The organism is Actinotalea ferrariae CF5-4 (assembly GCF_000603945.1).
GTDB classification, from domain to species: Bacteria; Actinomycetota; Actinomycetes; order Actinomycetales; family Cellulomonadaceae; genus Actinotalea; species Actinotalea ferrariae.
In genome coordinates this window covers 1-1,501 of record NZ_AXCW01000394.1, presented here as the reverse complement: position 1 = coordinate 1,501, position 1,501 = coordinate 1, and the positions used below count along the sequence as shown (strand labels likewise).

Sequence of the window (1,501 nt, the reverse complement as noted above, 5' to 3'; positions counted from 1 at the left end):
CCCTCGATTGCGATGAGCCCTTATAACGCGGGAAACGAATCGAGCGAATGAATGGCTCGACCGCCCTTCCGCCCACAAGGCGAGAAAGTGCCTCGAAATCGTTCACATCAACGCCGTTCAGAGCGGCGCGACGCAGCGGTCAGTTGCTGCCCGAGTGCGGCACCCAAGGGCAGCGGCACCGCGTTACCGATTTGCCTGGCGATCGCGGTCTTCGACCCGACCCACTTGTAGTCGCGAGGGAACCCTTGGAGGATCGCCGCCTCGTAGTGCGTGATGGCCCGGTGTTGCTCCGGGTGCAGGTAGCGGCCCTTCTCGGGCTTGAAGAACTCGGTGCGGATCGTCACGGACGGCTGGTCCCAGCGCAGCCGTCCCATGACGTCGCCCGAGCCGCTCGTGTGCTTACGCCAACACGGGGCAAGGAGATCGTCCGGGAGGTCGAACCGGTTCCCTCCCGGTGGGATGCGGCGGAAGCGTGCCATTGAGACCGGCGAGTAGACCCGCCCGATGTGGAGCTCACGGGTGCGGAACACGCCGGGCAGCTCCACCCCTGCGAAGGTGTGCGTCCGATCGGGCAGGTCGAGGGCGTCCCAGGTGCCGTCCATGCCTCGGAAGGCCTCGCGCACGGTCAGGTGGGCGCCAACATGGGTCGGCGTCGGCCACCCGGGGAAGGGCAGGTCGCGATGGTGCCCGATGAGCACCGCGCGCTTCCTCGCCTGGAAGGCGCCGTAATCGGCGGCGTTGAGGACGCGGGCCTCGAAGGTGTAGTCCGCGAGCTGACCGCCGGGCTGCACTGCCTGCACGAACTGCTCGTACTGAGCCGACTTCATGAAGGCGGCGACGTTCTCCACCACGAAGTAGCGGGGCCTCGCCCGCACGATCGTGTGGGCGTACTCCTCCCAGAGGGTGTTCCGCTCGTCCTCGGCGTCCTGCTTACCCAGCGTCGAGAAACCCTGGCACGGCGGCCCGCCGACGATGACATCGACCGACGGGATGTCGCTCGTGCGGAGCCAGTCCTGGATCGGACCGACGAAGACGTCGGCCTCCGGGTGGTTGGCCGCGTACGTGGCCGCCGCGGCGATGTCCATCTCGACAGCTTGAACGGTCCGGTAGCCACCACTTGATCCCAGACCGGCGCTGAGCCCGCCCGCGCCGGCGAAGAGGTCGAGGACCGTCAACGACGACATGCCGGTTTCGGGCGCGTCGAGGCTGCGCGATCCTTGGGGGGTGACCATGGGGCCCACGCTAGCCGGCGGGGACGACACGTCGGCCGAGGCGCGCGGACCGGCGGCTCGGGCTGTTCCGCCCCATGTTCCCGTTCCTTCGTCGGTCGCAGTCTCCGACCGCATGTCCCGGCAGCGCCGGCGCGACACGGTCCCGGAGCTGGCGCTCCGGAAGGCCTTGCACCGTCGCGGCCTTCGGTTCCGTGTGGATCACCCGCTTCCCGACCTGCGGCGCCGTCGTGCCGACGTGCTGTTCACCCGAGCGCACATCGCCGTCTTCG

General features: G+C 68.6%; 1 protein-coding gene. It reads right to left on the bottom strand.

Translation table 11 applies throughout. The annotated features are described in order from the left end of the window. Positions 1 to 107: 107 nt before the first annotated feature. Positions 108 to 1,232: a DNA cytosine methyltransferase gene (locus N866_RS18145; RefSeq protein WP_216699488.1), complete on the bottom strand. Its 1,125-nt coding sequence runs from the start codon at positions 1,230 to 1,232 to the stop codon at positions 108 to 110. Positions 1,233 to 1,501: the final 269 nt, after the last annotated feature.